Annotated in this window: 24 protein-coding genes and 1 pseudogene; 20 read left to right on the top strand and 5 right to left on the bottom strand. The window is 48.0% G+C overall.

All coding sequences use genetic code 11. The features are described 5' to 3' along the window. Positions 1 to 288: 288 nt before the first annotated feature. On the bottom strand, positions 289 to 1,785 hold the full coding sequence (locus tag CSD97_RS01775; RefSeq protein WP_022400612.1) for an acetyl-CoA hydrolase/transferase family protein: 1,497 nt from the start codon (positions 1,783 to 1,785) through the stop codon (positions 289 to 291). A 73-nt stretch (positions 1,786 to 1,858) separates the two neighbouring features. Then, positions 1,859 to 2,239: a hypothetical protein gene (locus tag CSD97_RS01770; protein WP_005825277.1), complete on the bottom strand. Its 381-nt coding sequence runs from the start codon at positions 2,237 to 2,239 to the stop codon at positions 1,859 to 1,861. A 394-nt stretch (positions 2,240 to 2,633) separates the two neighbouring features. Between CSD97_RS01770 and miaB the strand changes: the two genes are divergently transcribed. Continuing rightward, positions 2,634 to 4,007 carry a tRNA (N6-isopentenyl adenosine(37)-C2)-methylthiotransferase MiaB gene (miaB, locus tag CSD97_RS01765; RefSeq protein WP_098031887.1) on the top strand — a complete coding sequence of 458 codons (1,374 nt, stop codon included), beginning with the start codon at positions 2,634 to 2,636 and terminating at the stop codon, positions 4,005 to 4,007. 102 nt (positions 4,008 to 4,109) lie between these two features. Here the strand turns inward: miaB and CSD97_RS01760 are convergent, their stop codons facing one another. Next, positions 4,110 to 4,613: a DUF3836 domain-containing protein gene (locus CSD97_RS01760; RefSeq protein ID WP_098031886.1), complete on the bottom strand. Its 504-nt coding sequence runs from the start codon at positions 4,611 to 4,613 to the stop codon at positions 4,110 to 4,112. Between the two features lie 372 nt (positions 4,614 to 4,985). On the opposite strand from CSD97_RS01760, the gene CSD97_RS01755 reads away from it, so the two are divergent. The 8 genes from CSD97_RS01755 (at position 4,986) to metK (ending at position 12,185) form a co-directional block, all read left to right on the top strand. After that, positions 4,986 to 5,885: a class I SAM-dependent methyltransferase gene (locus CSD97_RS01755; protein WP_057089640.1), complete on the top strand. Its 900-nt coding sequence runs from the start codon at positions 4,986 to 4,988 to the stop codon at positions 5,883 to 5,885. Positions 5,886 to 5,967: 82 nt separating this feature from the next. Continuing rightward, complete coding sequence (locus CSD97_RS01750; protein WP_005833998.1) at positions 5,968 to 6,843, top strand: permease-like cell division protein FtsX; 876 nt, start codon at positions 5,968 to 5,970, stop codon at positions 6,841 to 6,843. Between the two features lie 83 nt (positions 6,844 to 6,926). Next, positions 6,927 to 7,166 carry a DUF3098 domain-containing protein gene (locus CSD97_RS01745; RefSeq protein ID WP_005833999.1) on the top strand — a complete coding sequence of 80 codons (240 nt, stop codon included), beginning with the start codon at positions 6,927 to 6,929 and terminating at the stop codon, positions 7,164 to 7,166. 156 nt (positions 7,167 to 7,322) lie between these two features. Beyond that, entirely contained in the window at positions 7,323 to 8,114 is a 792-nt protein-coding gene (locus CSD97_RS01740; RefSeq protein ID WP_005834001.1) for an undecaprenyl-diphosphate phosphatase, read from the top strand. 115 nt (positions 8,115 to 8,229) lie between these two features. Next, a complete protein-coding gene (gene truB / locus CSD97_RS01735) occupies positions 8,230 to 8,937 on the top strand; it encodes a tRNA pseudouridine(55) synthase TruB (RefSeq protein WP_005825294.1) in 708 nt (235 codons plus the stop codon). Positions 8,938 to 9,053: 116 nt separating this feature from the next. Continuing rightward, a complete protein-coding gene (queA, locus tag CSD97_RS01730; RefSeq protein ID WP_005825296.1) occupies positions 9,054 to 10,112 on the top strand; it encodes a tRNA preQ1(34) S-adenosylmethionine ribosyltransferase-isomerase QueA in 1,059 nt (352 codons plus the stop codon). Positions 10,113 to 10,114: 2 nt separating this feature from the next. After that, positions 10,115 to 10,591, top strand: coding sequence for a 2-amino-4-hydroxy-6-hydroxymethyldihydropteridine diphosphokinase (gene folK, locus CSD97_RS01725; RefSeq protein ID WP_005825297.1), 477 nt, complete (start codon positions 10,115 to 10,117; stop codon positions 10,589 to 10,591). Between the two features lie 301 nt (positions 10,592 to 10,892). Further along, positions 10,893 to 12,185 carry a methionine adenosyltransferase gene (gene metK / locus CSD97_RS01720; protein ID WP_025834620.1) on the top strand — a complete coding sequence of 431 codons (1,293 nt, stop codon included), beginning with the start codon at positions 10,893 to 10,895 and terminating at the stop codon, positions 12,183 to 12,185. A gap of 104 nt (positions 12,186 to 12,289) precedes the next feature. Here the strand turns inward: metK and CSD97_RS01715 are convergent, their stop codons facing one another. Both CSD97_RS01715 and CSD97_RS01710 read right to left on the bottom strand, forming a co-directional pair. Beyond that, on the bottom strand, positions 12,290 to 14,236 hold the full coding sequence (locus CSD97_RS01715; protein ID WP_098031885.1) for an ATP-binding protein: 1,947 nt from the start codon (positions 14,234 to 14,236) through the stop codon (positions 12,290 to 12,292). Between the two features lie 155 nt (positions 14,237 to 14,391). Then, positions 14,392 to 15,114: a helix-turn-helix domain-containing protein gene (locus tag CSD97_RS01710; protein ID WP_005825301.1), complete on the bottom strand. Its 723-nt coding sequence runs from the start codon at positions 15,112 to 15,114 to the stop codon at positions 14,392 to 14,394. A gap of 180 nt (positions 15,115 to 15,294) precedes the next feature. Between CSD97_RS01710 and CSD97_RS01705 the strand changes: the two genes are divergently transcribed. From CSD97_RS01705 to CSD97_RS18800, 11 genes and pseudogenes are all read left to right on the top strand, one after another. Then, the gene (locus CSD97_RS01705; protein WP_229081966.1) at positions 15,295 to 15,438 is read left to right on the top strand and encodes a hypothetical protein; all 144 of its coding nucleotides are present in this window, start codon (positions 15,295 to 15,297) and stop codon (positions 15,436 to 15,438) included. A gap of 101 nt (positions 15,439 to 15,539) precedes the next feature. After that, positions 15,540 to 15,854, top strand: a complete 315-nt coding sequence (locus CSD97_RS01700; protein WP_008662326.1) for a hypothetical protein — start codon at positions 15,540 to 15,542, stop codon at positions 15,852 to 15,854. Positions 15,855 to 15,901: 47 nt separating this feature from the next. Beyond that, positions 15,902 to 16,765: a DUF4373 domain-containing protein gene (locus tag CSD97_RS01695; RefSeq protein WP_057097298.1), complete on the top strand. Its 864-nt coding sequence runs from the start codon at positions 15,902 to 15,904 to the stop codon at positions 16,763 to 16,765. A 184-nt stretch (positions 16,766 to 16,949) separates the two neighbouring features. Further along, positions 16,950 to 17,438: an HU family DNA-binding protein gene (locus CSD97_RS01690; RefSeq protein WP_005825310.1), complete on the top strand. Its 489-nt coding sequence runs from the start codon at positions 16,950 to 16,952 to the stop codon at positions 17,436 to 17,438. A gap of 158 nt (positions 17,439 to 17,596) precedes the next feature. Then, positions 17,597 to 18,037, top strand: a complete 441-nt coding sequence (locus tag CSD97_RS01685; RefSeq protein WP_005825313.1) for an N-acetylmuramoyl-L-alanine amidase — start codon at positions 17,597 to 17,599, stop codon at positions 18,035 to 18,037. 26 nt (positions 18,038 to 18,063) lie between these two features. After that, positions 18,064 to 18,165, top strand: a complete 102-nt coding sequence (locus CSD97_RS18805; protein ID WP_005825315.1) for a smalltalk protein — start codon at positions 18,064 to 18,066, stop codon at positions 18,163 to 18,165. 106 nt (positions 18,166 to 18,271) lie between these two features. Further along, on the top strand, positions 18,272 to 21,532 hold the full coding sequence (locus CSD97_RS01680; protein WP_005834034.1) for a hypothetical protein: 3,261 nt from the start codon (positions 18,272 to 18,274) through the stop codon (positions 21,530 to 21,532). A gap of 14 nt (positions 21,533 to 21,546) precedes the next feature. Beyond that, positions 21,547 to 24,585 (top strand): DUF6443 domain-containing protein, encoded by a 3,039-nt coding sequence (locus CSD97_RS01675; RefSeq protein ID WP_244284008.1) that lies wholly within the window; start codon positions 21,547 to 21,549, stop codon positions 24,583 to 24,585. Next, entirely contained in the window at positions 24,582 to 25,169 is a 588-nt protein-coding gene (locus CSD97_RS01670; RefSeq protein WP_225982724.1) for a hypothetical protein, read from the top strand. Before CSD97_RS01675 ends, CSD97_RS01670 begins: the two co-directional genes overlap by 4 nt. Positions 25,170 to 25,231: 62 nt before the next feature. Next, positions 25,232 to 25,771 (top strand): annotated as a pseudogene (locus CSD97_RS01665) (RHS repeat-associated core domain-containing protein); the annotation flags it as partial. 684 nt (positions 25,772 to 26,455) lie between these two features. Then, complete coding sequence (locus tag CSD97_RS18800; RefSeq protein ID WP_005825331.1) at positions 26,456 to 26,593, top strand: hypothetical protein; 138 nt, start codon at positions 26,456 to 26,458, stop codon at positions 26,591 to 26,593. Positions 26,594 to 26,770: the final 177 nt, after the last annotated feature.

Here is a 26,770-nt window from a genome sequence, read left to right as displayed (position 1 = left end):
TTTCACTCAATGCGAACGATAAGCGTTGGCTCGGTGAGAGATCGATTGAAGAAACTGAAAAGGAAACTGAAGCAAAAGATAGTGAGTTTACCGGTAAGAAGGAGGTTTTGCCAGGAATTGATACAGGGATGTAGTAGGTACTGAAATAGCTTGTTGTTGGAACTATAGATGCAGCGTGTTCCATCTATATATGCAACGCGTTGCATATATAGATCCAGCAAACCGGAAATATACATGCAACGCGGTATATCTTTCGGGCGGTTTTTCTCCGCCTTTTTAGGGAGCAGTTTATTTATACTGTGCCCAGTCTACATTCTTCATGTCTCCACTTTTGGCCAGCTCAGCGTGCATAGCCAGTGCGGCGCGCAGGGCATGGGGAGTCTGTGACTTGCCGTCAGTCAGTTTCAGGTAATCCCACAGAATGTTCTTGTAGTCCGGATGAACACAGTTTTCGATGATGGCTTGTGCACGTTCTTTCGGACTCTTGCCGCGGAGGTCGGCCACACCTTGTTCGGTGATGATGATGTTGACGTCATGCTCCGTGTGGTCCATGTGCGAAACCATCGGCACGATAGCCGAGATTTTACCTTCCTTGGCAACGGACGGACAGGTGAAGATGGAGATATAGGCATTGCGGGTGAAGTCACCGCTTCCACCGATACCGTTCATCATCTTCGTACCGCCGATGTGCGTGGAGTTCACGTTGCCGTAGATGTCGGCTTCGATGGCGGTGTTGATGGAGATGATACCGAGCCGGCGCACCACTTCCGGGCTGTTGGAGATTTCCGACGGACGGAGCACCAGTTTGTCGCGGAAGAAGTCCATATCCTGGTAGATACCTTCCAGACAGTCGTTCGTTACGGTCAGTGAGCAGGCGCTGCCGAATTTCACGCGGCCTTCGCGGATAAGTCCGATAACAGAGTTCTGGATGACTTCTGTGTACATTTCAAAAGCGGGGATGGTCTTGTCACGTCCCAAAGCACCCAATACGGCATTGGCAATGTTGCCCACACCGGATTGCAGCGGCAGGAAGGTAGGCGGAATGATTCCGCGTTTCATGTCGGCGGCAAGGAAGTCGGCCACGTTCTGTCCGATTTTGTCGGTCAGCGGGTCGGCGGCGGCAAACGAACGTGCCTCGTCCGGCCAGTTGGTCTCCACTACGCCGACAATCTTTTTCGGGTCTACCTGGATGTAGGGCAGGCCGATACGGTCACTCGGTTTGTAGATGGGGATTTCGCGGCGGTAAGGAGGGTCGAGGGGTTCGTAGACGTCGTGCAGGCCCATGGCGTTCTTGCTGTGGGCGGCATTCAGTTCCACGATAATCTGGTCGGCCAGGCGGCAGACAGTCGGAGCGATACCGCCGGCTGCCGTCAGGTAGATTTTACCGTCGGGAGTAACCTCGCATGCCTCGATGATGGCAACGTTTACTTTTCCCATGAAACCATAGCGTACTTCCTGCGCCATCTGTGAGAGATGGATGTCGTTGTAGGCTATTTCGCCATTGTTCACGGCTTTGCGGAAGTCGGAGTTGGTGGTGTAGGGCGCGCGGTAGCGGATGGCCTTGACGCGCGAGAGCACACCGTCGCAAGAGTCTCCGGTAGAAGCACCGGTGAAGATACCTATCTGGAACGGGTTTCCTTTTGCATGTTCTGCTTCCGCGATTTTTGCTAATTCAGCCGTAACGGCTTTGGCTGTTCCTGCGGGAGTAAATCCGCTCAAGCCGATGTTGTAGCCATGTTTAATCAGGCTCGCAGCTTCTGCTGCCGAAATGTAATTGAGTGCCATAATATAAATAGTTATTTTTTCGTGTAAAGATTCTGAAGGGGCTCGTAATTGGTTCTGCAATTATCGACTGTCTTTAATATTTCCGTTGAAGTATTTCTGACCAGATGATGGCTTTCCTCGCTTCTTCTGCCGAGTGGATGCCGTATTCGGACGTTACTTCATCGGATTCCTGCGGACGGGATGCCGGGGAGGGAGGGGAAGCCTTTATGGAAGTGTGCTTGGATTTGGCAGACGGTTTGGATACCGGCTTGGGCTTTTCTGCCGGCTTGGGGCCTTCGGGAATAAAGCCTCCGTAAGTATCTCCGCCCCAGTATTCGGGCAGTGGGTTGTCAACGTCGGGCATAGGTATGTCGGGACTCTTGTCAGCATTTTTATTTGCTTCTTTCTTAAACTGCTTGACGAGTCCGATTACTATGACAGCCGCAACTAACAGAAACTTGAAGACATCTTCCATATTCTTTTTGATTTTCCACCCAAAGATAGTGCAATTATCTCTTATCTTTGCTTTTGGGCAAAGTTAATTATTTAATCTGATTACAGCCAAGGAATTGGTAATAAAAAAGGGCAGCTTCACAGCTCCCCTTAATTTTTTTAACCTAAACCTTAACTATGAAAAAATCTAATGTTTCTTTCATTCCACAAATTTGTGAATTAATTTGCTCTATGCCAAATTAACACTCGGAAAATGTTTGCTCTCTTAACATAAATTAGCTGATAAGGCGCAGATTGACAACTTGTAATGGCATTTTTCTTTCATTTCATCCGTTTATTGGGAGGGAAGAAGTATCTTTGCGCTCCGAATGACAGATACCAACTTATGATATAAACTGATTTTAAACGAACTGATTATGGAAAAAGTAACGGGAGCAGACTTTAAATCTGCAACTGCTGATGACAACAAGAAGTTGTTTATCGAGACTTACGGCTGCCAGATGAATGTGGCCGACAGTGAAGTGATTGCATCCGTCATGCAGATGGCGGGATATTCGGTGGCCGACACCCTGGAGGAAGCCGATGCAGTGTTTATGAACACCTGCTCCATCCGCGACAATGCGGAGCAGAAGATTCTGAACCGTCTGGAGTTCTTCCACTCGCTCAAGAAGAAGAAACGCGGCCTGATAGTGGGTGTGCTGGGCTGTATGGCAGAGCGTGTGAAGGACGACTTAATCACCAACCATCATGTGGACCTGGTGGTGGGGCCGGATGCCTACCTTACTCTGCCCGAACTGATTGCCTCGGTAGAGGCCGGTGAGAAAGCCATCAACGTGGAGCTTTCCACCACAGAGACCTATCGGGATGTCATTCCCTCGCGCATCTGCGGAAACCACATCTCCGGCTTCGTGTCCATTATGCGCGGGTGCAACAATTTCTGTACCTACTGCATCGTTCCCTACACCCGTGGCCGCGAGCGCAGCCGTGATGTGGAAAGCATCCTCAATGAAGTGGCCGACCTTGTGGCAAAGGGTTATAAGGAAGTCACCCTGCTGGGACAGAACGTCAATTCCTACCGCTTCGAGAAGCCGGACGGAGAGACGATTACTTTCCCAATGCTGCTGCGCACCGTGGCAGAGGCAGCGCCGGGCGTACGTATCCGTTTCACTACCTCGCACCCTAAAGACATGAGCGACGAAACTCTCCAGGTCATTGCCGACATGCCCAACGTATGCAAGCACATCCACCTGCCGGTACAGAGTGGGAGCAGCCGCATCCTGAAGCTGATGAACCGCAAGTACGACCGCGAGTGGTATATGGACCGCGTGGCAGCCATCCGCCGCATCATCCCCGATTGTGGCTTATCTACGGATATATTCTCCGGTTTCCATAGTGAGACGGAGGAGGACCACCAGCTTTCCCTCTCGCTGATGGAGGAGTGCGGATACGATTCCGCCTTCATGTTCAAGTACAGCGAACGCCCCGGTACGCATGCTTCCAAGCATCTGCCGGACGATGTGCCCGAGGAGGTGAAGATTCGCCGTCTGAATGAAATCATCGCCTTGCAAAACCGTCTCTCTGCCGAGGCGAATGCCCGTTGCGTGGGCAAGACGTACGAGGTGCTGGTGGAAGGTGTTTCCAAACGTAGTCGTGACCAGTTGTTCGGCCGTACGGAACAAAACCGTGTGGTGGTGTTTGACCGTGGCACGCACCGTGTGGGCGATTTTGTGATGGTGAAGGTTACCGAATCCAGTTCGGCTACGCTGAAAGGAGAAGAGGTAGCCGGCTGACGGGATAGAAAAGTCTCGATGACATCAGTATGATGACACCGGTATATAGAATAAAAGCACGAGCCGTGAGGCTCGTGCTTTTCATATTATAAACTTTAAATTTTATTCTGCCATGGCCAGAATATTCGCTACGTAGTCGGTCTTGTTGTAGCTTACCAGGGTCAATTCGGACTTTGGCGCGTCCTGATTGTAGAGTTTGTAAGCTACCGGCATGTTTTCATCGTTCAATTCATACACACTTTTCTTCATGTCTTTGTCATAAGCCTTGTGAGACTCGTTCCAACGTGCGTAGGACATGGTGATTTCATCATTGCCATATTGGTATGTCATCTTAAAGTAAGGTGTCCATTTGTCTTTTGCACCGTCCCACTTGGAGGCTTCCTTGCAGGTCAGGCGTTTCTGGTCGTCATAAGAGTATTCATAACGGATGTGCCGGTAAAGTTGTGCACCGTCTTGCTTAAAGATGGTCTTGGCAACTACTAATTCGTTTTTCACTTCTTCATTGGTGATGAAGTTGTTTTCCTGAGCTTTCACTTCTGTATTCATAATGCTTACGATAGTCATTGCTACGAATGCGACTGCCTTGAATAAATTTGTAGTTTTCATAATCTTTATTTTTAATTGTTGTTACTTACTCTGTTTCTTTTAGACGTTGTTCCCGATTAAAAAGTTGCATTCCAACTAATCTTTTTCTCAAACGCCTTCGCCTAATTATAGTCAATTCCCATGCCAAAGATTTAAGTTGTTGATAATCAATGAATAGATGCTTTCGAAAACTGTTCATTATCGGACAGTTGTCCGCTTAATATCGAACAGTTGGTCATTCGTTCCGCCAGCTGGCCGGAGCAAGTGTTTGTTTTCTTAAATCTCCTTAATGGAAACCCTATAAATCACTTTTTATTTGTTATTTTGCACCAAATTTAGGTATGGTGTGGTCTGTTTCATTCGGGCTGCACTTCCTTATTGGCAGAACGTTCGATGAATAAACTCACTATAAAAGCTTGTCCGTTATGTGGTGGAACGCATTTGGAGCGTGCCCTGACATGTGTAGACCATTATGCCTCGGGCGAAATGTTCCACTTGTGCCGCTGCCGGGATTGCGGTTTCCTTTTCACACAAGACTTTCCCGTGGAGGCTGAAATCGGTCGTTACTACGAAACTCCTGATTACATTTCACATACCGATACCCGCAAGGGGGCGATGAACTCCGTGTACCATTGGGTGCGCAACTATATGCTGGGACGCAAGGCACGCCTTGTGTTCCGTGAAGCACACCGCAAGGAGGGCCGCCTGCTGGATTTGGGTACGGGGACCGGTTACTTTGCCGATGCCATGCAGCGTCGCGGCTGGCAGGTGGAAGCTGTGGAAAAGAGTGCGCAGGCGCGTGCCTTTGCCAAAGAACACTTCAATCTGGATGTGAAACCCCATACGGCATTGAAAGATTTTGCACCGGGCAGTTTCGACGTCATCACCCTATGGCATGTCATGGAACATCTGGAACCCCTCAACGAAACGTGGGAAACCCTGCACTCCCTGCTGACTGAAAAGGGGGTGCTGATTGTAGCTGTGCCCAACTGCTCCTCCTTCGACGCAAAGAAATACGGGGCTTACTGGGCTGCCTACGATGTGCCCCGCCATTTGTGGCACTTCACACCGGGCACCATCCAGCAATTCGGTTCCAAGCATGGTTTCATCATGGCAGAGCGGCATCCCATGCCGTTCGATGCCTTCTACGTCTCCATGCTGACAGAAAAGCACATGAGGCACTCGTGTACTTTCCTGCGGGGAATGGTGACCGGTACACTGGCCTGGTTCAGCGCGTTGGTGAAGAAGGAACGCAGCAGTTCCATGATTTACGTGTTCAGGAAGAAAGGGTGAGAAAAGGGATTAGGGATTAATGATTAATAGCGACTGATTTACATAACTTGTAGCTTGTAACTCGTAACTTATAATTGATATAATGAAAGGAAAGAATAACTCGGTATCCTATTTTGACATGCAGTTCATTACGTCCAGCATCAGTACGACGCTGGTGTTACTGCTGTTGGGGCTGGTTGTATTCTTTGTGCTCGCGGCTCATAATCTTTCCGTGTACGTCAAGGAGAACATCAGTTTCTCCGTGCTTGTCAGTGACGACATGAAGGAGAGCGACATCCTGAAGCTTCAGAAGAGGCTGGACAAGGAGGCTTTTGTGAAGCAGACGGAATACATTTCCAAGAAGCAGGCACTCCGCGAGCAGACTGAGGCGATGGGTACGGACCCGCAAGAGTTCCTCGGCTACAATCCTTTCACTGCCTCCATCGAAATCAAGCTGCATTCCGACTATGCCAATTCGGACAGCATCGCCAAAATAGAGAAACTGATTAAAAAGAATACCAATATCCAGGAAGTGCTCTACCAGAAAGACTTGATAGATGCCGTGAACGATAATATAAGGAATATCAGCTTGATGCTGCTGGGGCTGGCTGTGATACTGACGTTTATCTCCTTTGCGCTGATAAACAACACCATCCGTCTGGCTATATATTCCAAGCGTTTCCTTATCCACACCATGAAGCTGGTGGGAGCAAGCTGGGCATTCATCCGTCGTCCGTTTCTGCGGCGCAATTTCTGGATAGGTGTGCTGGCCGCTTTCATAGCCGACAGCATTCTGTGGGGAGCCGCCTATTGGCTGGTGTCCTACGAACCGGAGTTGGTCAAGGTGATTACGCCCGAGGTGATGGTGCTGGTGTCGGGTGCCGTGCTGGTGTTCGGTGTACTTATTACGTGGCTGTGCGCTTTGCTTTCCATCAACAAATATCTGAGGATGAAGGCAAGCACACTGTATTATATTTAACGCCTTGAAGTGCATAGAGAGAAAGTACTGTTATCGCAGCCTCCAAATAGTAAATTGTAAATAGTAAAATAGTAAATGTATAGATGAGTAAAGAGAAATTCGCTTTTGATAAGACCAATTTTATCCTGCTTGGCATCGGAATGGCGGTGGTTATCATTGGTTTTCTTCTGATGACCGGCCCCGTGTCTACCCCGACGACCTTTGAGCCGGACATTTTTAGTGTGAGACGCATCAAGGTGGCTCCGGTAGTTTGCCTGCTGGGGTTTGTGTTCATGATATATGCCGTGCTGCGCAAGCCTAAAAGCTGTCGTGCAGAGGAGTAAACTTTCAGACGCGGATTACACAGATGACGCAGATTGGAATATTAGAAATCCGTGTCATCTGCGTTATCTGCGTCTGAAAAATAATCAGAAAGAAAGTAGTAACAGAGCTTCCGGACAGCCCCTCCGGCAACTCAAGAACTTAAAAACTTAAACAAATTGGAATGGTTTGAAGCGCTTATCCTTGGGCTTATTCAAGGACTGACCGAATATCTGCCGGTGAGCAGTAGCGGACACCTCGCCATAGGTTCGGCATTGTTCGGTATTGAGGGAGAGGAGAATCTTGCTTTTACGATAGTGGTACATGTGGCTACGGTGTTCAGTACGCTGGTGATACTCTGGAAAGAGATTGACTGGATTTTCAAGGGACTGTTCAAGTGGCAGATGAACGAGGAGACACGTTACGTCATCAATATACTGGTATCCATGATACCTATCGGCATTGTGGGGGTATTTTTCAAGGACGAAGTAGAGGCCATTTTCGGTTCGGGACTGGTCGTTGTGGGCTGCTGCCTGCTGCTGACAGCTCTGCTGCTGTCTTTCTCCTATTATTATAAGCCGAAGCAGAAGGAGAACATCAGCATGAAGGATGCCTTTATCATCGGTCTTGCACAAGCATGCGCGGTGCTTCCGGGGCTTTCCCGTTCGGGCAGTACCATTGCAACCGGTCTGTTGCTGGGCGACAACAAGGCGAAGCTGGCACAGTTCTCTTTCCTGATGGTGATGCCTCCCATCTTGGGTGAGGCACTGCTGGATGGGATGAAGATGATGAAAGGTGAGGCGGTTGCGGGGGATATTCCGGCGCTTTCGCTGGTGGTAGGTTTCCTGGCTGCTTTTGTTTCGGGCTGCCTGGCCTGCAAGTGGATGATAAATATTGTGAAGAAGGGCAAGCTGATTTATTTTGCCATCTATTGCGCGATAGCCGGTGTCATAACGCTCATATTAAGCTAAAGTCCCCTCCTTGTGTGGGGGAAAGACTGATTACTCCGGAAATCAATAAGAGAAAAATATTAAGTTGTACCATTTTATCCCCCTCCCTACCGGGGAGGGGTTAGGGGAGAGGCCAATGAATTTTAAAGAAGGAGAAGTCCTCTATTTCAATAAACCGCTGGGATGGACATCGTTCAAGGTTGTGGGACATGCGCGTTACCACATCTGCCGGCGGATAAAGGAGAAGAAGTTGAAAGTAGGCCATGCCGGTACCCTCGACCCGCTTGCTACGGGGGTGATGATAGTCTGTACGGGCAAGGCCACGAAACGGATTGAGGAATTCCAGTATCACACGAAGGAGTACGTTGCCACCATCCGGTTGGGTGCCACCACTCCCTCTTACGACCTGGAACATGAGATAGATGCCACCTATCCCACGGAGCACATCACCCGCGGACTGGTGGAGGAGACGCTGAAGAAGTTCATCGGCGAGATACAGCAAGTGCCTCCCGCCTTCTCGGCATGTATGGTGAACGGGAAACGTGCCTACGACCTTGCCCGCAAGGGAGAGGAGGTAGAGCTGAAACCCAAGTTGCTCGTCATCGACGAGATAGAGCTGCTGGACGACGGGCTGGATATTGCCGAACCGTGGATAAAGGTACGCGTAGTATGCAGCAAAGGAACCTATATCCGCGCCCTGGCACGTGACATCGGCGAAGCCCTGCAGAGCGGCGCTCACCTCACCGCCCTGGAGCGTACCCGCGTAGGCGACGTCCGGCTGGCAGACTGCCTCAATCCCCTCGATTTTAAAGAGTGGATAGAGGCGCAGGAGATAGATATTTAGTTATAAGTTATGAGTTATTTGCTATGAAGTGTAGCATACTGCCGGATAACTCATACCCTCTTATGACTAAAACAGACTGATATAAATAATAAATAACTTATAACTCATAACTAATTATGAAACTGTCGCAATTCAAATTCAAGCTTCCCGAAGAGAAGATAGCTTTGCACCCCACGAAGTACAGAGACGAGTCACGTCTGCTGGTGTTGCACCGTAAGACGGGTGAGATTGAGCACAAGATGTTCAAGGATGTTCTGGACTATTTTGATGACAAAGATGTGTTTATCTTCAACGACACCAAGGTTTTCCCTGCCCGCTTGTACGGTAACAAGGAAAAGACCGGTGCGCGTATTGAAGTGTTCTTGTTGCGTGAGTTGAACGAAGAGCTCCGGTTGTGGGATGTACTGGTGGATCCTGCCCGTAAAATACGTATCGGCAATAAGCTCTACTTCGGTGACGACGACTCTATGGTGGCTGAGGTTATCGACAACACCACTTCGCGTGGGCGTACGCTTCGTTTCCTTTACGACGGTCCGCACGATGAGTTCAAGAAGGCGCTCTATGCGCTGGGCGAAACGCCGCTGCCCCACAGCATCATCAACCGTCCCGTAGAGCCGGACGATGCCGAACGTTTCCAGTCTATTTTTGCACGCAACGAAGGAGCTGTTACAGCGCCTACCGCCAGCCTGCACTTCAGCCGCGAGCTGATGAAGCGTATGGAAATCAAGGGTATTGACTTTGCCTACATCACCCTGCATGCCGGCTTGGGTAACTTCCGCGACATTGATGTGGAAGACCTCACCAAGCACAAGACAGACTCCGAGCAGATGATTGTGAACGAGGAAGCCGTGCGGATTGTGAACCATGCCAAAGACCTGAACCGCCAAGTCTGTGCCGTAGGTACCACCGTGATGCGTGCCATCGAGAGCACCGTCAGCACCGACGGACATTTGAAGGAATACGAGGGTTGGACCAACAAGTTCATCTTCCCGCCGTACGACTTTACCGTGGCCAATGCCATGATATCCAACTTCCACATGCCGCTCAGTACCCTGCTGATGATTGTTGCCGCTTTCGGCGGTTACGAGCAGGTGATGGAGGCATACAATGTGGCATTGAAGGAAGAGTACCGCTTTGGTACGTATGGAGATGCGATGCTGATTACAGACCGGTAATTATGGTTGTTTATTTCAGTCTTGGTACCAATCTCGGCGATAAGGAGCAGAACCTCCGCATGGCCGTCCAAAAGATAAGAAAGCAGATAGGTGAAGTGATTTCCCTATCTGCTTTTTATGCTACTGCTCCGTGGGGCTTTTCTTCCGATAATACTTTTCTGAATGCCGCACTCTGCGTAGACACTGCTTTGGCGCCTTTGGAGGTGTTGCAAACGACGCAGGAAATCGAGCGGGAGATGGGGCGTACGCATAAGTCTGTCAATGCAGTGTATAGCGACCGTGTGATAGACATCGACCTGTTGCTCTGTTTTGCCGATGACGGTACTCCCGTTTTGCTGGATACTCCCGAACTGAAACTTCCTCATCCGCTGATGCAGGAACGCCGTTTCGTGATGGAGCCGTTGGCGGAGATTGCTTCAGGCGTGGTGCATCCGGTATTGGGAAAGACAATCGGGGAATTGTTGCAAAATCAGTGTTAATCTCTGCTATCTGTAGCGCAGATACAAGATTTCTTTTTTATCTTTGCCTCCGGAAAGCGAAGATAGGCTGCACTTCAGCATAAAAAATGAACAAGTTCATTTTGTTCTGCGTTCGGTTTGCACTATCTTTGCCCCCGAAAAACGATATGTGGAGAGATTTGAGTAGCTTGCAACCACAGAAAAAAATGCTAAAACACATCCTTTTCTGACGGCACGTTTGTGTGCCGGATGCATCTACTCCACACACCTCCTTCCGCCATTCGTTGAATTATCAATTATCAACTATCAATTCTCAACTGAAATGGGATATTTATTCACATCCGAATCGGTGTCTGAAGGACACCCCGACAAAGTGGCCGATCAAATATCGGACGCTGTGCTTGACAAACTGTTGGCCTACGACCCCAGTTCGAAAGTAGCTTGCGAAACTCTGGTTACTACCGGTCAGGTAGTGCTGGCTGGAGAAGTGAAAACCAAAGCGTACGTTGACATGCCTCTCATCGCACGCGAAGTAATCAAGAAAATCGGCTATACCAAAGGCGAGTATATGTTCGAGAGCAATTCGTGCGGCGTGCTGAGCGCCATCCACGAGCAGAGCCCCGACATCAACCGCGGCGTGGAGCGACAGGACCCCATGGAACAAGGTGCCGGAGACCAGGGAATGATGTTCGGTTACGCCACCAACGAAACGGAGAATTACATGCCGCTTTCACTGGACCTTGCACACCGCATCCTGCAAGTGCTGGCAGATGTCCGTCGCGAGGGCAAGGTGATGACCTACCTCCGTCCCGACGCCAAGAGCCAGGTGACCATCGAATATGATGACAACGGCACACCCGTACGCATCGACACCATCGTAGTCTCCACCCAGCACGACGACTTCGTCCAGCCTGCCGACGACAGTGATGCCGCCCAGCTGAAGGCCGACGAGGAAATGCTCGCCCAAATCCGCCGGGATGTAATCGAGATTCTGATGCCGCGTGTCATTGCTTCCATCCATCATGAAAAGGTGCTGGCACTGTTCAACGACCATATCACATACCACGTCAACCCCACGGGCAAGTTCGTAATCGGTGGTCCTCACGGTGACACCGGGCTGACGGGACGCAAGATTATCGTAGATACCTACGGCGGCAAGGGTGCCCATGGCGGCGGCGCTTTCTCCGGAAAGGACCCCTCTAAGGTAGACCGCAGCGCAGCTTATGCAGCCCGCCACATTGCCAAGAATCTGGTGGCTGCCGGCGTTGCCGACGAAATGCTGGTACAGGTAAGTTACGCTATCGGTGTGGCACGCCCCATTAATATCTTCGTAGATACTTATGGCCGCAGCCACGTCAATATGAGCGACGGTGAGATTGCCCGTAAAATTGACGAGCTGTTCGACCTCCGCCCCAAGGCGATAGAAGACCGCCTGAAACTGCGCAACCCCATCTATCAGGAGACTGCCGCCTACGGACACATGGGCCGCGAGCCGCAGACCATCGTCAAGCACTTCAAGAGCCGCTACGAAGGCAACAAGGACATTGAAGTGGAACTCTTCACCTGGGAGAAGTTGGACTATGTGGACAAGGTGAAAGCCGCATTCGGTTTATAATCAGCATAGCTTTACGGCTATTTATATAGAAGGCTGCCCTTCTGCAGATACCGGTGTTTCGGAGGATGCAGAAGAGGCAGCCTTTGTTGTTTTGGTCTTGCTCTTCAAATGGATTTTTTCATCGGCAGGATAAACACGAACCTTGCCCCCTCCTTGTACTCCTTGTCCAGCAGCACTTTCCCTTTCAGCCGTTCGGCGATGAGGCGACAGATATTGAGTCCCAGGCCGGTGCCTTGCCCGAAGTTGTCGGCCTTTTCAAAGCGTTCGAAGATGGTTTCCGAGTATTCCGGGGGAATGCCGGTACCGGTATCGGTGACGGAGAAGGTGACGTATCCGGGATGCTCTGTGAGGGAGCAGTGCAGGCGGATTTCGCCTTGTGTGGTGTGTTTCTCTGCATTGGTAAGGAAGTTGATGAGTATCTGGCACACACGTTGCCCGTCGGTGCTCAGTTCGTAGCAGTCGTCCACTTCGGAGGTGTAGTAGAGCTTCACGCCTTCGGGCTTGCGGTGTTCAACGGTGGTTATGGCTTCCCGGCAGAGCTTGTTGCAACTGTGCGGCGCTATCTTCATGGTGTATCTGTTGCTTTCCAACTCGGCTGCGCTGAGGATGTCCCCCACCAGTGTAAGGAGGAGGTCGGAATTGTGCTGTATGAGATGGCAGAAATCCTGCCTTTCCTCTTGGGAAAGGTTCGCGTCGGGGGAAGTGATGAGTTGTGAGAAGCCCACGATAGAGTTGAGCGGTGTCCGTATTTCGTGACTCATGTTCTGCAGGAAGATGCTCTTTGCCTTGTTGGCTGCTTCGGCTTGGTCGCGTGCTTCGGAAAGTTCCTCGTTCTTGTGGCATAGTTCGAGGTTGACTTTACGTTTGCGGTGGAGGTAGAGCATCAGGAAAAGCAGGGATAACAGCAAAAAGCCGGTGACAATGCTGAAAAGAGTGATGCGGTAGCGCGAGGTGGCCTGTATGTTTTCCATTTTCAGACGTTCGGCGCCTATTTGGGTGTTCAGTTCGGCGATGTCCGACAGTTGCAGGAGATTGTTCGTCGAATCCAACTGCTGGTGGTATTTTTTCAGATATTTGATGGCATTGGGATAGTCTTTGGCGTATTCGTAAATGTAAGCATGTTGTTGCAAGCCTTTCTCGGACAATTGGTCAGCGTGGGCATGGGCCTGCTCATACTGTTTGTCCAGTATGTTCTTGCTGATGTGGGCTATCAGTAGGGAAACGTTGGCAGAGAGCTTGCAACGGTCTGCCATTTGTACGGCTTCTTTATAGCAGTCGTTGAATTCATCTATACGCCCCTGCCGGAATAGTATCAGGCATTTCTCTATCATGGCTTGGGCTATGTTCCGTTCTGTTTTGGCGCTCTTCAAGGCTTTTTCGCAATAGTCCAGTGCGGTGGCGTAATCTTTTTGGGTGTTACGGTAATATTCGGCAAGGCTTGAGTATAGTTGGCTGGGATCCTGGTCGGGCATATTCTTCAGCATATAGTCCAAGGCTTCCTGATAGTATTGGGCGGAGAGGTCGAAGTTTCCGCGTGATTTGTAGATATGGCCCATGGTTCGGATACAGCTGAAGATACCGTAAGGGTATCTGTCGGCAAAAGCTTGCTTTTTCATTTTTTCCGCTTTCTGCAAGGCGAGCAATGAGCGTTGTTGGTTCAGGAAGTAGATGATTTCGCTGCTCCAAGCGTGATAATAATATTGCAGATAGTTATTGGCACGTGAAATCTCTTTCAGGTCAGTGGATGCCTTTTCTATTTTGCTATCATCTTTTTGGGATATATAGAACTGCAGGGGGATGATGTATGCCAGGCATTGTGCTTTTTTGTCACCGAGCTTCAGAGCCTGTTGATACAAAGTGTCGGCCACCAGCAGCCCCTCCTGCTGGCGTGCCTGCTTGGAAGCCCGCTGGTAGATGGGGTAGAGTGCATCGTCTATCTTGTAGGGATTGTTCTGTGCTGCGGAAGGTAGGGACACCCATACTGAAAGCACTAGAAAACATAACCTTGAAAGAATGCACTCCCTCTTTGTTCTATTGGATGGAATAAGCATGTTTTTTTCCGGATACTTATTATTATGCCTATGGCATCGCAAAAATAAGATAAAAGAATAAATTACAAGCTTTTTTTGTATAATTTCTCTGTTTACTTATTAAACAATCCTTGCCAGGAGCTTTCTTACGAAATTTCCGGTGATAATGCCGCCCTCTACATCATCATATTCTTCCTTATCGAGAACTTCACGATGGCCATTGCATTGACTGCCGCCAGCGGCAGGTCCATGGGGTCGTGGTGGTTGTTGTAGCTCACCAGACGGATGCAGTCCGGCCGTTCCGAGTGGTTGACGTATTTCACTGCCAGGTATTCGTCGCCGCCCCGTTCGAAGGAGACGAGATACATTTCACCGTAGATGACGTCGGTGAAGTCGCGGATGGACTTAAAGCCTACGATGTCGCCGGACTTGAGGATGGGATACATCGAGTCGCCCGAGACGTAGACGGCACCGTCGCACACAGGGATATTGGGAATTACAATCCGCCCCAAGGCGTACTGCGGGCGGTCAGCCAGCAGTGTCTTCAGGTTGGCGGCGGCAGAGATGTCATAGAGGGTCACGCTACGGTCGTCCATAGGGTCGGCTGTTTTTGGTGTGTGAAGTATTTCCACTTCACCTTGTACCAAGTCATTGTCACAGAATTTTGAATGATGTGCAGGCGAGCCCTTTCCCGTCAGCAGCCAGTTGTAGTCCACGTCGTCCAGGCTGCCCAGCAGCAGGGGGAAGTCGATGCTGTTGCGGGCGTTCCAGTTGCTCAGTGTGGAGCGTGATATACCCAGAAAGGCGGCAAGTTCGCTGTCTGTCTTGAATTCTTTCGCCAGTTTGGCACGTTTTATGATGTCTGCCGCACAAAATACCGGGTCTTTGTCATTCGCCATATTCTTCAGTTTTTACGTGTAAATTATTCAGAAACTATTATCTCCTCATTTATACTGTCTTACGTCTTATTTAAGAATTTAATTCCCGATTTGTTTGTTTTATAAATGAAAACAGTATTATCTTTGTTGGGACAAAAATACATATCATGTTTTATAAATGCAAATAAAAGGGAGGGATTTATGGAAAATACACATCTGGTCTTTTATCCGGAAGCATCCGAATTTAGCAAAAATACTTACGAATTTGAAAAAATGGGCATCTGCCTTGCCGGATGTATAGATGAGGTGCGTTGGAAGTATAGATGCAACGCGCTGGATGTATAGATAGAATACGCTGGATATATACTTCCAGCAAACAGCCCCTACAAGCATCTTTGGCAGGGGCGTGCCGAAAAAAATATTATTGTACTAATTCTTAACAAAAAATGGTTATGGAACAGATTATTGAAAAAAATGTTCGTTTCTGTGGATGTTGCCACAGAGAACTGCCCGTTGATTCTTTTTATGTAGACAAGCGTACGCTTGCCCCCGACAATTATTGCAAGGAATGCCGTAGGGCGATGAGCAACGCCCGCTACCGTCGCTCACTTCCTGCAAGCAATCCCCTCCGTTATCCGGTCATCACTGAAATTTCGGACTGTACTCTTCGTATGTATCTTATTCTGAATGCTTTGAAGGTAGTGCGCGAAAGCGTGCTCCGCAAGCGGAAACGCCTATGCGAAGCAGGTGATATAGAATGATACAAGCCGCTCTCTCCCCCTAATCACTAACCCCTAATCATCAAACCATGTCCAGAATCAAAAAACGGGGACTTGACTATTTCCCCTTGAACACAGACTTCATGCACGACCGTCTGGTGCGCCGCATCATGAAACGTGAGGGTGACGGCTCCTTTGCCATTCTGCTGGGCGCCCTCTCCTGCATTTATGCCGACGAAGGCTATTACGTGTGTGCCGACGAGCTTTTCTACGAAGACCTTTCCGCCTGCCTCTATGAAAAGACGGCTGCCGACGTGAAGCGCATTCTTGCCCTGGCTGTGGAGTACGGCATTTTCAATGCCGCCCTTTTCGGCAAATACGCCATCCTGACTTCTGCCGAGATACAGCGGCAGTATCTGTTCAGTACCAAGCGCCGGAAATCTTCCGCCATAGACACACGTTATTGTCTGGTGGATGATTCTCAGAGCGATGACGAGGCCGCGCCGACTGCCGCCGGGAGAGTGCCGTCTGCCAATGGAAGCGTGCTGTCCGCTGCCGAAAGTGCAGCATTTAAGCCCGAAAATGCGACATCGGGTACATATAGCACAGCAGAGCATAGCACATCACAACACAGCAAAGAAAATCCCCTCCTCCATAGTTCCCCCGGAACCGGGGGCACTGAGGGCGCGGATGTGCCATCCGCGGAGGGGGAATATCTTCGGAAAATAGAGCAACTGCAACCGCCGCAGGATGGCACGGACCGCAACCTGGACGGGTTGCTTTTCAATCTGAAGCAGTTCCATATTCCTCCGCAAGAGCAGTATGCCATTATCCTCAAAAGTAATTTCGGTGCTATCGGCCACCCTTTGTGGAAGGGGTTTTATGCCTTGCGCGAGAGTCATGGCAAGATACGGCAACCGGGGCGATACCTGCTGAGCCTGTGCTGTAAGTAAGTTTTCGATTTGTGAATAAATTCATGAAGAAAAACGGTTTTTTAATTTGCACACTTTTCCGGATAGCGTTATCTTTGCAATGTGGTTAAGCTTAATACACGTAAATAAAACAATGTTGTTTCATTTGAAAAAAACGAATCCTTGAATTTCAAGACAAACTATTAATTTTTAAAACAAAACTACTATGCCAGTAATTTACAAATCATTTCAGTCGGTTCTTGCCAACAAAGAGGGCAAGAAGCTTTTCTATCCCCGCGTGGTGCTGACGGGGAATGTGGACACCGAGCAGGTGGCCAAGGAGATTGCGGAGTTGTCTTCCCTCTCTACGGGTGACTCGAAGAATGTCATCGACAACCTGGTGACCGTGATGACTCGCCACCTGCAGTCTTCCGAGAGCGTGACGCTGGACGGTCTGGGTACTTTCCGCCTTACGATGAAGTCCACCATGAACGGTGTGGAAGACCCTCTGAAGGTGTCGGCTACCCAGTCCACACTACGAGTGCGTTTTCTGCCCACCTCCAAGCGTAATCTGGACCATACGGTGTCTACCCGTTCGCTGGTGACCGGGGTGAAGTGCGTGCGCTTCGACCTTCAGGACACGGCAGGTTCGGGCGGCAACGACGGTGGCTCGGGCGGTAACGACGGTGACCAAGGTGAAAATCCGTTGGGATAAGGCCATTTACGATTTGACGATTTACGATGTACGATTGAAATTCGTACTGCTAAATAACCGCGCCTATGCAGGCATTTATGATACGAAAAGTAATCGTACATCGTAAATCGTCAAATCATAAATTACTAATCTTTAATCATTAATCACTAACTAATCTTATGCGAAAAATCAACTACATCGTGGTGCATTGCAGCGCCACGCGGGAGGGCTGTACGCTTACTTCCGAGGCTCTGGAGGCAGAGCACCGCCGCCGTGGCTTCCGCACGACGGGCTATCACTACTATATCCGGAGAGACGGTACTGTGCTCGGAACCCGTTCCTTGGAACTGCCCGGTGCGCATTGCCGCGGTCACAACAAGTATTCGATAGGTATCTGCTACGAAGGCGGGCTGGATGCCCGGGGAAATCCGAAGGATACCCGTACGCCGGAGCAGCGTTCGGCCCTGCACCTGCTGGTGTACCAGCTGCTACAACAGTTCCGGAACGCCCGTGTATGCGGCCACCGCGACCTCAGCCCCGATTTGGACGGAGATGGGACGGTGGAGCCGTGGGAGTGGGTGAAGCAGTGTCCGTGCTTCGAGGTAAGTAAAGAATTTTAGAACAATCATCTTTAAAACATGGAATTATGAAAATAAGCAAAGAAACCTGGAAAGATATCTTGAAAATTGTGGGCACCATCATTGCCACCATAGCCAGTGTGCTGGGCGTGCAGGCGATGCCACTGTAGGAGGCTGAAAAGCCAGCAAGGGAATGGGAGAGGCTTGGAAAACAGCTCCCCCATCCCTTATCCCGCAAAACATATTGAATAATTTTTCTAATAACAACGATTTATCATGAAAAGAATATCCTTGTTTTTATTACTGTTCCTTTTACTGAAGGCAACGGTTATGTATTCGCAGGATGGCCATCCTGAAACCAACTTCCGGATTGTTCCGGTATCTCCCAATGCAGCTTCATTGGGAACTTTCGGCATGATACCTACCGACAATTATGTGGGGCAAGCCAATCTGACTATCCCGATCTACGAGATTGACCTTGACGGAAAGAAGTTCCCCATTGCACTATCGTACCATACGGACGGAACACGTGTTGCACAAGAAGCTACTTGGATCGGCCTTGGATGGACCCTCCAGGCAGGAGGGTGCGTCGTCAGACAAGTGCAGGGTACGGACGACTTTGCAGCACGTGGGTGCTATAACCTTACTGATGCTCCGTGGCTGACCAATCCCAGATTTGAAGTGACCGACCAGAATTTGGAGAAGTATATGGGTTATTTCAAAGGTGACTATGATGCCGAACCTGATATGTTTTACTTCAATGCAGGCGGACATTCGGGCTCCATGTATTTCGACGTATTGAAGAACAACCGACAACTGAATGCCGTCCCTACCATCCAAACACAAGAAAAAGTGGTAAAGATGGTATACAATACAAGTAACAAAACATGGACCATGACGGACTTGGAAGGATATGTCTATTCCTTCTCGACAAAAGAAATCACATACTATTTCTTAAATACCATTGATTTTTTTCAAACAGATATAACTAGAAGTCATATATTTCCATACTATAACGAACCGCAGATTGTAACAGCCTGGATGCTTGACTCTGTGACATCTCCCAACGGTGGAAAGATTATGTTTAGTTACAAAAAAGAAAGTATTTTTACTCCCATTTCTACTACAGAAGACGTTATATCTTTGTCTAAAATAGTGAATGGCCAATTGTCTTCACAATCTCCGCAGTATTTCACCAATAAGTTCAACTACAATTACTCATACTCCAAGATAGAGCAATGGACATTGTCGGCTATTACTTTTGAAGGGGGTAAAGTAGAATTCGGTACAACTGATCGTGAGGATATAGAGAGTGCGGAAACCGGAAAAAAGGTACAGAAGCTGTCGAGTATCAAGGTGAGTGATACTGCCGGTAACCTTATCAAGACCACCATGCTGGAGTATAAATATCTGCTTAGCGGAATGGCTGCCACTACCAATGGTTATGATGACCGTTTGTTATTGTCGAAGGTATATGATGTGGCTGGTTCGAAGAAGAACAATGTATATACCATGGATTACAATATGGGGAAATTGCCGCCCAAACGCTCTCTGTCTGTAGATGCCTGGGGATTCTACAACGGTGCGTCACCAATGACTGCTTCTTTAAAGATTAGCCCCAGCATTTATTGGTCGGAGTCGATAAAGCCGAGCAGTAAGACGAGCTTGTTTAAAGAAGGTATGGACCGTTCATTCAATGAGGCGTTGTGCAAGATAGGGACGCTGCGCACTATCACCTATCCTACGGGTGGCACAACTACCTTTGAGTATGAAGGACATCGTTTTGAAACTTTGCCTATGATGCCCCCCTTGCGCGAAGGAACCCTTAACCTGGTAGACAACGGTATGCCGCCCGTAGCACCCGGAGCTCCTGTCCTTATGTATATTGGCGAGCCTTTTGAAGTGGACGATGCCAATCCCAAGATTATCATCCGCAGAAGACATGACGAACCTCATCCCAGTGAACATCTTGCTTCGTCGCTTACTTACACAACACAACTCGAAAAGAAAGAGGGTAATGGTTATAGAACCTTGTTCTCTTCTCCCGATTATGATGTGATGGAGCCCTGGCCTGATGACACTGAAAAGCAACTGGACAGAGGTACGTATCGTGTGACATTGGCAGTGCAGAATGTAAGGTTGGAGTATCCTATCAATATTTCGGTAGAGATAGTAGGCAAAACGAATGCTCCCTTGGATAAGGATTACCTGGGTGCCGGGCTGCGCATCAAGTCCATCACGAATACGGACGGCAACGGTAACCAGAGTTGGCGTAAGTTTGAATATCAGGATGCAAAGCTGATGGTGAAGCCGGTATTCAACGCACCGGTCTATGTAGAACAAATGCAAAGTTGGGCAGGAAACTGGATGAATGCTTACTATGAACTGATTCAATCTGCTCCTTATATCCCTTTGACGAATCTTTCCAGAGGAAACCTTGTGGGATATACGGCGGTCAGTGAATCATATGGCGACATGGATACTCAGGGATATACCACTTACAGATACCATAACGTTCCGGATGAGGTTACTGATATATACCTGGCCGGTATTCCTACGGTGCCTGACTATGAGAACGGTAAACTTTCGTCGGTAGAATATAGGGATAAAAATCATAAACTGCTGAAGAGAGAGGAGTACACCTACTCACCTTCTTCTTCGGAAGAGGTTTGGGCACCGAAAATACGCAACTATTATTTCAATCCGGATTATTCCCATCCTACCCGTACCATGCAGCCTTACAATCTGTGGGCACAATCGTACTATCTCAGCAAGAAAGTGACTACCGACTATCGCGCTGAAGGCAATATAGTGGACGAAGAGAGATATGCCTATACTGATTATGGGGTACTTTCTTCTTTAAAGAGTAACAAGCATGGGGTGGAGAAAGAAAAGCAGTTTAAATATGCAAACAGCTTTACAGATGCCGTTTCCGTCAAGATGAAAGGGAAATATATGGTGGGTATGCCTATAGAACATGTCGAACTCTCTGCCGGCAAAGTGGTGAATGCGTCGAAGACGGAATATAAAGATACGCTTAATATGATATTGCCCAAACGTACGTTGAGATTCAACTCTACTACTCCCAAGACGCTGGCCGATTATGCGGGAGCCTATGTGCAGGATATTTGGTTTGGCAAGTACACTTCGAGAGGCCGGCTGCTGGGTTATATACGCAACAATTTGCCGGTGAGCTTCCTATGGGCCTATAACAATCTTTATCCGGTGGCCAAGATAGAAGGAAAGACGTATGAGGCTGTAGAGAAAATCTCGTCGGCGAGCATCAGCCAACTGCCGGCCAATGCGAATACTGCGTCTATTACAGCTGTCCTGAACACAGTGCGAAACGGGCTTGCCAACGACAATGCTTTGGTTACTACCTATCTCTATCGCCCGCTTGTGGGTGTTACGGAAATTGTAGAACCGAATAAAGAGAAAGCGACCTTTACCTATGATGACTTCAACCGCTTGTTCCAGGTTAAGGAGCATAATGGAAAGGTAGTGAATGAATATCAGTATAATTACAAACCCCAATGAAACGAAAGAACTGTATGAAACGAAAATATATGTTTATGGCGTTGTTGTGTTATGCATTGACAACAGCGGCGCAGGATGCCAGCCATAATTATGTGCGTACCCGTAGCATGCTGGATGAAACGGGAGGTAAATATCTGGACAAGGTGGAGTATTTTGATGGCCTGGGACGTCCGTTCCAGACGGTATTGAAGAAGGTGACGGCAAGCAGCAGCAATCTGGTGACGTTGCAGGAGTATGACGTTGCAGGACGTGCCGCGAATTCCTGGCTGCCGATAGTCTCGTCTGCCGAGTATGTGGCGCCTGCTTCTTTCAAGAGCAGTGCGCCCGGCAACTATGGCAACGACTCGCGTCCTTACGGCCAGCCGGTGTACGAGGCTTCTCCGCTGAACCGTACCGTCAAGGAATACGGACCGGGAGCCGCATGGCATGGCGGGCATTCCGTCAATACGGACTATCTGGCCAACAGTACGGCTAACGCGCAGTTGAACTGCATCAACTATAGCGTAAGCAGTGCAGGCGCACTGACGAGCAACGGCAGCTATGCTTCCGGCCAGCTTTCGGTCGTCAAGACCACCGATGAAGACCTGAACGTGAGCTACACCTTCACCGACAAGATGGGACATGTTGTATTGTCCCGTCAGATGAAGGGCAGCGAAACGCACGACACTTACTATGTGTATGACGACAAAAGCAATCTTTGTTTCGTGCTCCAGCCTATGTACCAGAGCTCGGCCAATCTCGACCAGTATGCCTTCCAGTACAAATACGACGGACGTAACCGTTGTATCTGGAAGAAGCTTCCCGGTGCGGGATATATGGAAATGGTGTATGACAATGCCGACCGTCTGGTATTCTCGCAGGACGGCAACCAGCGTGCCCTTACATCCGGTAACTGGACGTACTACAAGTACGACGGCTTGAACCGTCTGACGGAGCAAGGTGTATGCACCAACAAAGTGACTACTTCGGGCACCACTGTGCACATCAGGAATTACTATGACAACTACGCTTTCCGTGCGCAAGCAGGTTTCAATAACAGCAATTTCCCTGATGATGCTTCGGGCAACGGGAAAGGGGCACTGACGGCAAGTGTGGCAACGGTACTCGGTAGCAGCAACAAGATTTATACGGCACACTACTACGACATCAAGGGACGTGTGGTGAAGACTGTGCAAAGTAATCCTTTGGGTGGTTATGATGTAGCAGCTACCGTCTATACTTTTACAAACAAGCCTGCTACAGTGACCCATACCCACACGGCAAGCGGAAAAACAACCCGCACGGAAGTGTATACTTACAGCTACAACCATGCGGACAGACTCTTGAAAGTAGAGCATACATTAGGCGGCACCAAGATAACCCTTGCCGACTATGCGTATGACAACTTGGGCAGACTGCAATCAAAGTCCCTGCACGGAAGTGCCACCAACAAGCTGACGTATGCCTATAATGTCCGTGGCTGGCTGACGGGTATCAGTGGAACGAAGTTCACACAGAACCTGTACTACAATACCGGTAACGGCACTGCCAGGTACAACGGCAGCATCAGCAGCATGACCTGGAAGGCAGGGAATGAAAGCACCGTCCGCGGCTACAAGTTCACCTACGACGGGCTGGACAGGCTGCTGAACGCGACCTACGGCGAAACAGCCGGCATCAACGCGAACACCGACCGTTTCAGTGAGAATGTAACCGCCTATGACAAGAACGGCAACATCAAGACCCTGCAACGCTACGGTCAGACCGCTGCTTCCGGTTACGGACTGATTGACAACCTGACTTTCACCCTCGCCGGCAATCTGTTGAACCGCGTGGACGATGCGGCAGCGGCTTCCGCCTACGGTGGCGGCTTCGAGTTCAAGGACGGCGTGAAGCAGGCGAATGAATACACCTACGATTCCAACGGTAATTTAACTAAAGATTTGAACAAGGGAATTAGTACTATTTCGTATAATTTTTTAAATTTGCCTAGTGTGGTGACTTTTAGTGATGGTAGTACGGTTGCCTATACTTATGGTGCCGACGGCACAAAGCTGAAAACTGTCCATAAGACAGGCAGCACTACCACCACGACGGACTATTGCGGAAACGTGGTCTATGAGAACGGTGTTCAGAAGTTGCTGCTGACTGATGAGGGTTATGTTACTTTGAGTGACAGCAAGTATCATTACTACTTGAAAGACCATCAGGGTAATAACCGGGTAGTCATCAACCAGAGCGGCACGGTAGAGGAGACGAACCATTACTATCCGTTCGGTGGTGTGTTTGCAAGTTCAGGCAATGTGCAGCCTTACAAGTACAACGGCAAGGAGCTTGATGCGAAGAAAGGGTTGAACTGGTATGACTACGGTGCAAGGCATTATGATGCGGCGCTGGGGAGGTTTACGACGGTGGATCCGTCTGCGGAAAACTATTATTCAACGAGCCCGTTTACTTACTGTTTAAATAATCCGTTGAATTATATTGATCCGTTGGGAACTGATACTGTAGATGTAAAGGACGTTGATTGGAATAAATTTGATCCGAAGAAGGACGTTGTGGCTTTGGATGAGGTGGCTGTTTCTGTACCTAATGCTTTGACAAAAGTAGGGACTAGAGCTTTAGAACCAATTTCCGGCTTTTGGGGGTATGTGGGTTATTATCTTTTAGATATTGGCTCTACCTATCATAGTGAACAAACGCGGTTTACATATAAGGTAGGAACAGATGGAGTAATAACGGGTGTTGCTCCAATGGTGGGAACCCCTCCTTTGCCTGGTTTTGCAAAGACGTCAAATTTGAATACAATTAGAGGATTATGGAGTTTGACCAAACAAGGATCCTCTAAAGTAATGAAACATCCCATTAGAGGTCTATTTTATAAAAGTAAATCAGATGGGCTATGGTGGGTAAAAGACCAGACAAAGCATGGCGGTAGTTTTTATAAAGTTTATAAAGAGACAAATAAAGGCTTAGAATGGCATAAAGATGCTGATAAGTATGGAAATTTCATAATTAATAAACATAAAAGTGATGTAGGGATTTTTATCCCATGGAAGGAGCTTTCGAAATGAGAAAACAGATATTAAAAATGCAAGAAGGTGAATCTTTCCCATTCTGTTGGGTAAAGTTTGATTCTGATTCTTGTATTGATGTTCAAGGGCATAAAATCGAAATATACATAAAAAAAGATTCAGTTAGCATTGACGACATGAAATCTCTATTTTGTGATTTGTTTGGTACAGTTGTAGATGAATTATCTATCTTTAGTCCATCATGGTGGGACTTTTGCATAGATACTTGGAATATTCAAGAGAATACATTTTGCTACGACCCTCAATTTTTGTCTAAAGAAACGGTATCTTATTTGCATATCTTGCAAGATTCGAATATTGCTAAAGGATATTCTGGCTGTTGTGTCTGTAATGATTGGGATACTTACCTATCTGTTGCATTAGATTGTATTATGAAAGGAATTGCTCCTTATGGAAACTTTATATATAACTCAAAGGAACAATTCTTCTTCTATTTTCATCATACCGGTAGTATAGGGCTTTATTATGAAAATGAAACTCCATCTATATTTGCATTAAGAAAGAATGATAAATATGAGGTGTTATCTTGCTCTGATGTGAGTAGATTATCTCAAATAGAATGATTTTTAATCGCTATCCTAACATCAGATATCCTATATCTTACATGTTAGGATAGCCTTTTTCAGATTTAACCGAAGGAATTAGCAGCATTCAATATAATGTATTAAATTTGCCAACGGGCGTCACTTTTGCTTCCGGCGGTTTCATACAGCATGGCTATACTGCCGACGGCATCAAGCGGCGCATGATGTATAAGGAGGCAGATGGTTCGGGCAATCCGGTTCCTACTGTGTATTGCTGCAATGTGGTCTATGAAAACAGTGTTGGCAGGCTTCTTCTTACGGAAGAGGGGTATGTTACGCTTTCGGACAAGAAGTACCACTATTACCTGCAGGACCATCAGGGAAACAACCGCGTAGTCCTCAGTTCCAGCGGTGCTGTTGAGGAAGCGAACCATTACTATCCCTTCGGTGGTGTGTTTGCAAGCTCAGGCAATGTGCAGCCTTACAAGTATAACGGCAAGGAGTATGATGCGAAGAAGGGGTTGAACTGGTATGATTATGGTGCAAGGCATTATGATGCGGCATTGGGTAGGTTTACGACTAATGACAGATTTGCTGAGAAGTATCATTCGATGTCTCCGTATCAGTATGGGGCTAATAATCGTAGTTCAAAAATCATTAAATAAAGCTGGTATAGAAACAATGAACAAAATGAGAGTAATCAATAGGCAAACTGGGGACATTTTCAATGTAAAAGTAAATCCTTATTTGCCAAGTAAGGCATATCAGGCTATAGAAAAGAACAATCCATTAGGATACATAATAAGGAGAAATAAATGATACTAAAAGGGAATATGTTAAAATTAACAATACCGTTTTTTTGGGCTGTACAAAGTATTTGGCTTTTATCGTTTAAATCCATTGAGACCTTTATTGCCGCAATCATATTGTTATTAATATCATTTCTTGGAATAGTTATTAAGAGTAATACCTATAACATTATATTTTTAGGTATATGCTTTTTATATTCAGTAGCTTTAGGTCTTATAATGTTCCTTTTATTTCTATTCTTTGAATTGCCTATGATATATATATTGGTCCCTATTATGAATTTTATAGTTTTGGTATATATGTTAAGGAAGTATGGACGAAGGTAACGAAGTGATTTGCAGCAGATATTCTTCATCTGATGTGTTTTAATATTGCTGAGATGCCCCCTAAAAGTATTTTATCCAACTTTTAGGGGGCATTGTATCTAATCTTTGGACTTTTTAGTATTCCTGACACCTTGAGAGGTATTGTCTTGTCGGACATCTCATAATCAGCCTGTTCAACGTGAACTATTCTTGAAGTATCAGGTTGATGATTCGAGTAAGGTAACGCTTGCCGCCTACGCTTATGACAATCTGGGCCGTCTACAGAGCAAGTCGTTGCACGGTTCTGCCGTGAACAAGCAGTCGTACACTTACAATGTCTGCAGCTGACTGACGGGTATCAGTGGAAGCAAGCTTACGCGGAATTTGTTTTACAACAGCCAAATACAATAACAGCATCAGCAGCATGACTTGGAAGGCAGGGAATGAAAGCACCGTCCGCGGCTACAAGTTCACCTACGACGGGCTGGACAGGCTGCTGAACGCGACCTACGGCGAAACAGCCGG

Source organism: Bacteroides sp. AR29, assembly GCF_900217715.1.
Lineage (GTDB): Bacteria > Bacteroidota > Bacteroidia > Bacteroidales > Bacteroidaceae > Bacteroides > Bacteroides uniformis.
The sequence above is the reverse complement of the archived record's forward strand: the minus strand, read 5'-3'. Positions and strand labels throughout refer to the sequence as shown.